Annotated in this window: 5 protein-coding genes; 4 read left to right on the forward strand and 1 reads right to left on the reverse strand. The window is 64.5% G+C overall.

The features are described from left to right. Positions 1-98 precede the first annotated feature (98 nt). Positions 99-1,475, reverse strand: coding sequence for an L-serine ammonia-lyase (locus N5C91_RS08885; RefSeq protein ID WP_236202070.1), 1,377 nt, complete (start codon positions 1,473-1,475; stop codon positions 99-101). A gap of 348 nt (positions 1,476-1,823) precedes the next feature. Here N5C91_RS08885 and choX point away from each other — a divergent pair, with 348 nt between their 5' ends. The 4 genes from choX to choV all read left to right on the forward strand — a co-directional run bounded on the left by choX (position 1,824) and on the right by choV (position 6,022). After that, positions 1,824-2,768, forward strand: a complete 945-nt coding sequence (choX, locus tag N5C91_RS08890; protein WP_279829143.1) for a choline ABC transporter substrate-binding protein — start codon at positions 1,824-1,826, stop codon at positions 2,766-2,768. 237 nt (positions 2,769-3,005) lie between these two features. Next, complete coding sequence (locus N5C91_RS08895; protein WP_054907626.1) at positions 3,006-3,944, forward strand: choline ABC transporter substrate-binding protein; 939 nt, start codon at positions 3,006-3,008, stop codon at positions 3,942-3,944. Positions 3,945-3,998: 54 nt separating this feature from the next. Next, the gene (gene choW / locus N5C91_RS08900; protein WP_038803445.1) at positions 3,999-4,838 is read left to right on the forward strand and encodes a choline ABC transporter permease subunit; all 840 of its coding nucleotides are present in this window, start codon (positions 3,999-4,001) and stop codon (positions 4,836-4,838) included. A 5-nt stretch (positions 4,839-4,843) separates the two neighbouring features. Beyond that, the gene (gene choV, locus N5C91_RS08905) at positions 4,844-6,022 is read left to right on the forward strand and encodes a choline ABC transporter ATP-binding protein (protein WP_236173620.1); all 1,179 of its coding nucleotides are present in this window, start codon (positions 4,844-4,846) and stop codon (positions 6,020-6,022) included. Positions 6,023-6,404 lie beyond the last annotated feature (382 nt).

Genomic DNA, 6,404 nt, shown 5'->3' on the forward strand with positions numbered 1-6,404 from the left:
GAGCTGTGCCCGGAACGGTAACGCCCTTGTGTCGTCGGGACGGGCGTTGCGCTTGCGCCATCAGGGGGCGCGCCGAGCCTGGCGTGGTCGATAGCGGGTCAGCACTCGATGATGCTGACGGCCAATCCGCCGCGCGAGGTTTCCTTGTACTTGTCGTGCATGTCGGCGCCGGTGTTGCGCATGGTGCGGATCACCTGGTCGAGGCTGATGAAGTGCTGGCCGTCGCCACGCAGGGCCATCTGTGCGGCGTTGATGGCCTTCACCGCGGCGATGGCGTTGCGCTCGATGCACGGAACCTGGACGAGGCCGCCGACCGGGTCGCAGGTCAGCCCGAGGTTGTGCTCCAGGCCGATCTCGGCGGCGTTCTCCACCTGTTCGGGCGAGGCGCCGAGTACTTCGGCGAGGCCCGCGGCGGCCATGGCGCAGGCAGAACCGACTTCGCCCTGGCAGCCGACTTCGGCGCCGGAGATGGAAGCGTTCTTCTTGCACAGGATGCCGACGGCGGCGGCGGCGAGGAAGTAGTTGGTGACGTCGTCGTCGCTGGCGTCGGGGTTGAAGCGCATGTAGTAGTGCAGCACGGCCGGGATGATCCCGGCCGCGCCGTTGGTGGGCGCGGTGACCATGCGCCCGCCGGCGGCGTTTTCCTCGTTCACCGCGAGGGCGAAGAGGTTGACCCATTCCATCGCCGAGAGCGTCGAGCCGATGACGTTGGGCTTGCCGATTTCCTGCAGGTTGCGGTGCAGGCGCGCGGCGCGGCGCTGCACGTTGAGGCCGCCAGGGAGGATGCCTTCGTGGCTCAGGCCGTTGTTCACGCAGTCGCGCATGGCCTGCCAGATGACCTTGAGGCCTTCGCGGATGTCGGTTTCGCTGCGCCACACGCGCTCGTTGGCCATCATCAGCTCGGACACGCGCAGGTTGTGGCGACGGCAGAGCATGAGCAGTTCGGCGGCGCTGGCGAAGTCGTAGGGCAGCACGCTGTTGTCGGTGTCGAGGCTGCCGGAGGCGGCCTGTTCCTCGTCGACCACGAAGCCGCCGCCGATGGAGTAGTAGGTGTCGCTGTGCAGCACGTGGTCGCCTTCGATGGCGGTCAGGCGCATGGCGTTGGGGTGGTAGGGCAGGTTCTCTTCGAGCAGGCGCATGTCGCGGATCCAGTCGAAGGGAATCGCCCGGCTGCCGGCCAGCAGCAGTTCGCCGGATTCACGCAGGGCGGCCATGCGCGGTTCGATCTGGCGCGGATCGATACGGTCCGGCCATTCGCCCATCAGGCCCATGATCACCGCGCGGTCGGTGCCGTGGCCGACGCCGGTGGCGGACAGCGAGCCGTACAGGCGCACCTCCACGCGGCTGGTGCGTTCGAGCATCTGCCGTTCGCGCAGGGCGCCGATGAACAGCGCAGCGGCGCGCATGGGGCCGACCGTGTGCGAGCTGGACGGGCCGATACCGATCTTGAACAGGTCGAACACACTGATTGCCATGCCGGACTCCGGGCGAGCTGCGCATCCATGAAGGGGCATCTCTTGAAGGGATGAGTAGGCACGTCCCTGTGCCCGCGATGCCCGGCCATGATCGGCCCAAGTCCGGCGCCGGCTGCGTCCATCGGCGACGCGGCCGTATCCAATAACGCCGCTTGTGCACCGCGCCGATGCGGGGCGCGGGGTTGCCTGTTCCGGGGCCGACGAAAGCTTGCCTTTTTACGACGCGAGTGCCGTGAACCACGACCGGTCGATAGGCGTGCGGCAGGTTGCTGTTCCATGATCCGCCACCGACGAACGGCCGCGTTCGCCCGTATCCACCCCCCTTCTCCGCAGTCAGAGGCTGGCCTCATGAAGAGTCTTGTGTCGTCGCTGTTGGCGTTATCCGTGGTACTACCGGGCGCTGCGCGCGCCGCCGAAGCCGAACCCGAGTCCTGCGCCGTGGTGCGCTTCGCCGATGTCGGCTGGACCGACATCACCGTGACCACGGCGGTCACCCGCCTGGTGCTCAGCCACCAGGGCTATCGCACGCAGGTGGTGCGGTTGTCCGTGCCGGACACCTACAAGGCGATGGCGGAGAAGAAGATCGACGTGTTCCTCGGCAACTGGATGCCGAGCATGGCGAACGACATCAAGCCGTTCGCCGACAAGGGCCAGGTGGAAACCGTGGGCGCCAACCTCGAGGGCGCCAAGTACACCCTGGCGGTGCCGCGCTATGCCTACGAGGCGGGCCTGAAGACTTTTGCCGATATCGCAAAATTCAAGGATCAGCTGGGCGGGCGCATCTACGGCATCGAGCCGGGCAACGATGGCAACCAACTGATCCAGAAGATGATCAAGGAAAAAGCCTTCGGCCTGGGCGACTTCAAGCTGGTCGAATCCAGCGAGGCCGACATGCTGGCCTACGTCAAGCGAGCTGGGGCCTTGAAGCAGCCGATCGTGTTCCTGGGCTGGGAGCCGCACCCGATGAATACCCGAATCCAGATGAACTATCTGGCGGGAGGGGATTCCTACTTCGGTCCCGACTATGGCGGAGCAACGGTCTTCACCAACGTCAGGGCAGGCTATCTTCAGGAGTGCCACAATGTGGCGCGCCTGTTGAAGAACCTGAAGTTCGACCTGGCGATGGAGAACCAGTTGATGGATGCGGTGCTCAACGAGCGACGCAATCCGCGCCAGGCCGCCAAGAGTTGGCTGAAGGCCAATCCGCAGGTGCTCGATGGCTGGTTGCAGGGCGTCGCACCGAGTACATCGAACGCGTCGCCAGGGGGCCAGAAAACCGCCGCCATGGAATGATCCTGGCCTCTGCAAGTCGCTGGAACCGGGCCTTTCCACTGGATGCGACATGGCTGGTGCTGAATACGACTTCGCCTGCACTGGATGCGACCCACCCGGTAGGCGACGAAATTTTCCTGCTCCATGATCGTTTACGAAATGACAACAAAAGGGTCCTTCCCGACCCCAACCATAATTCAGACCGCCGCGCCCCACTGTGGGCAGCGCCGGCGCCCCACCCCGCAGAGGAGTACGCTCATGAATGGTTTCAAGTCTTTGCTGCTGGCTGTGTCCATTTGCGCGCCGCTGGCGGTTCAGGCCGCTGAACCTGACTCGTGCGGCACGGTACGTTTCTCCGACGTCGGCTGGACCGACATCACCGTGACCACCGCTACTACCCGACAGGTGCTGGAATCCCTTGGCTACAAGACCAAGGTGACCATGTTGTCCGTGCCGGTGACCTACAAGTCGCTGGCGAACAAGGACCTGGACGTCTTCCTCGGCAACTGGATGCCGAGCATGGCCAACGACATCAAGCCCTACGCCGACAACGGCTCGGTGGAGACGGTGAAAGCCAACCTCGAGGGCGCCAAGTACACCCTGGCCGTCACCCAGGCGGCCTATGACGGCGGCCTGAAGTCCTTCGCCGACATCGCCAAGTTCGCCGACAAGCTCGACAACAAGATCTACGGCATCGAGCCGGGCAACGACGGCAACCGCCTGGTCCAGGGGATGCTCGACAAGAACCAGTTCGGCCTGGGCAAGTTCAAGCTGGTGGAGTCCAGCGAAGCCGGCATGCTCTCGCAGGTCGGGCGCGCCGACCGGCGCAACCAGTGGATCGTGTTCCTGGGCTGGGAACCGCATCCGATGAACACCCGCTTCAAGATGAAGTACCTCGAAGGTGGCGATGACGTGTTCGGCCCCAACTATGGCGGCGCGACCATCTACACCAACGTGCGCAAGGGCTACGCCCAGGAATGTCCGAACGTCGGCAAGCTGCTGACCAACCTGACCTTCACCCTGGATATGGAAAACAAACTCATGGACGCCGTGCTCAACGGGGGCAAGAAACCCGAAGAGGCTGCCAAAGCCTGGTTGAAGGACCATCCGGAACTGCTCGACGCCTGGCTCGCCGGCGTGACCACCCGTGACGGCAAACCGGCCTTGGCGGCAGCCAAGGTGGCATTCGCGAAGTAAGTGCCTAAGTCATTGCCGTTGGCCGATTCCCTAAGCTTCTGATGGGCCCGCATTATGTTTCTGACTGACCACAAGCTACCGCTGGGCGAGCATATCGCCGCCTTCGTCGACTGGCTCACGCAACATGGCGCGTCGGTGTTCGACAAGATTTCCGACACCCTCGAGTTCCTCATCCACGGCGTCACCAACAGCCTGCTCTGGTTCAACCCGCTGGCGCTGATCGCGCTGATGGTCTTCCTGGTGTTCTACATCCAGCGCAGCTGGGGCCTGGCCGTATTCGCCCTGGCTTCGCTGCTGCTGATCCTCAACCTGGGGTACTGGCAGGAGACCATGGAAACCCTGGCGCAGGTGATCTTCGCCACAGTGGTATGTATCGCCATCGGGGTGCCGCTGGGCATCCTGGCGGCGCACAAGCCCTGGTTCTACACCGGGCTCAGGCCCTTGCTGGATTTGATGCAGACGGTGCCAACGTTCGTCTACCTGATCCCCACCCTGACCCTGTTCGGCCTGGGGGTGGTTCCGGGCCTGATCTCCACGGTGATCTTCGCCATCGCCGCGCCCATCCGCCTGACCTGCCTGGGTATCCAGGACGTGCCGGCGGAACTGATGGACGCCGGCAAGGCCTTCGGCTGCTCGCGCTGGCAACTGCTGACGCGCATCGAGCTGCCGCACGCCATGCCGAGCATCGGCGCGGGGATCACCCAATGCATCATGTTGTCGCTGTCGATGGTGGTTATCGCCGCGCTGGTGGGTGCTGACGGCCTCGGCAAGCCGGTGGTCAACGCGCTCAACACCGCGGACATTTCCCTCGGCTTCGAGGCCGGTCTGGCCATCGTCCTGCTCGCCATCCTGCTCGACCGGGTGTGCAAGCAACGTTCGCTGCGGGGGAGGTAAGCACTATGTCGGCGATTCGATTCGAACATGTGGATGTGATTTTCGGCACCCACACCAAGGAGGCGCTCAAGCTGCTGGATCAGGGCCTGGGTCGCGAGGAAATCCTCAAGCGCACCGGCCAGGTGCTGGGTGTCGAGGATGCCTGCCTGGACGTCAATCGCGGCGAGATCTGCGTGATGATGGGCCTGTCGGGATCGGGCAAATCCAGCCTGCTGCGCTGCATCAACGGCCTCAACCGGGTCAGCCGCGGCAAGCTGCTGATCGAGCACGAGGGCCAGCAGGTGGATATCGCCAACTGCTCGCCGGCGACGCTCAAGACCATGCGTACCAAGCGCATCGCCATGGTGTTCCAGAAGTTCGCGCTGATGCCCTGGCTGACCGTGGCCGAGAACATCGGCTTCGGCCTGGAGATGCAGGGCCGCCCGGCCAACGAACGGAAGAAGGTGATCGACGAGAAGCTCGAACTGGTCGGCCTCTCGCAATGGCGTGACAAGCGCCCGGACTCGCTCTCCGGCGGCATGCAGCAGCGCGTCGGCCTGGCCCGCGCGCTGGCCATGGATGGCGACATCCTGCTGATGGACGAACCTTTCTCCGCGCTGGACCCGCTGATCCGCCAGCAGTTGCAGGACGAGTTGCTGGTGCTGCAACGCCAGTTGCACAAGACCATCGTCTTCGTCAGCCACGACCTCGACGAGGCGCTGAAGATCGGTACGCGCATCGCGATCATGAAGGACGGGCGCATCATCCAGCATGGCAAGCCCGAGGAAATCGTGCTCAGCCCGGCGGATGACTACGTGCGTACCTTCGTCGCCCATACCAACCCGCTCAACGTCCTCTGTGGTTCGAGCCTGATGCGTGGCCTGGACCAGTGCCGTCGCCAGGCCGACGAGGTGTGCTTCGACCAGGGCCGCGATTGCTGGCTGGGCCTGACCGAGTCGAACCAGATCAAGACCGCACGCCAGGGCAGCAACATCATCGACCTGCAGCAATGGCGCCCGGGCGACCCGGTGGAGAAGCTCAAGCACGAGCCGACCCTGGTGGACGTCAACATCCGCATGCGCGACGCACTGCAGATCCGCTACCAGACCGGCCACAAGCTGGTGCTGCAGGAGCAGAGCCGCGTGGTCGGCGTGCTCGGCGACAGCGAGCTGTACCACGCGTTGCTGGGCAAGAACCTGGGCTGATCGTTCGGCCATATGAAAACGCCGGCTCCCTGCGAAGGGGGGCCGGCGTTTTTGTGTGCGCAATTCGCGTGCCTGGGGGCGGCGTGTTTGTAGGAGCGAGGGGGACGCCCAGTTCTTGCTCGCGAACGGATTACCCGGCGGCCCTGCGGTTGGGCGGTTGGGCGGTTCGCGAGCAAGCTCGCTCCTACAGGTCAGCCCCGCGCGAGGGCTGGCCCTCACCCTAGCCCTCTCCCAAGGGGAGAGGGGACTGTCCTCTGCGTTCGGGAGGCTTGGAGCTTTCCGGCTACCTTCGTTTCCGATCCAGCACTCCGAACGGCTCCCTCTCCCTTCGGGAGAGGGCTGGGGTGAGGGGGCCTCGCGCCGATGTTGCAAGAACCGTAGG

The sequence above is a fragment of the Pseudomonas sp. GD03903 genome (genome assembly GCF_029840045.1).
Lineage (GTDB): Bacteria > Pseudomonadota > Gammaproteobacteria > Pseudomonadales > Pseudomonadaceae > Pseudomonas > Pseudomonas pseudonitroreducens.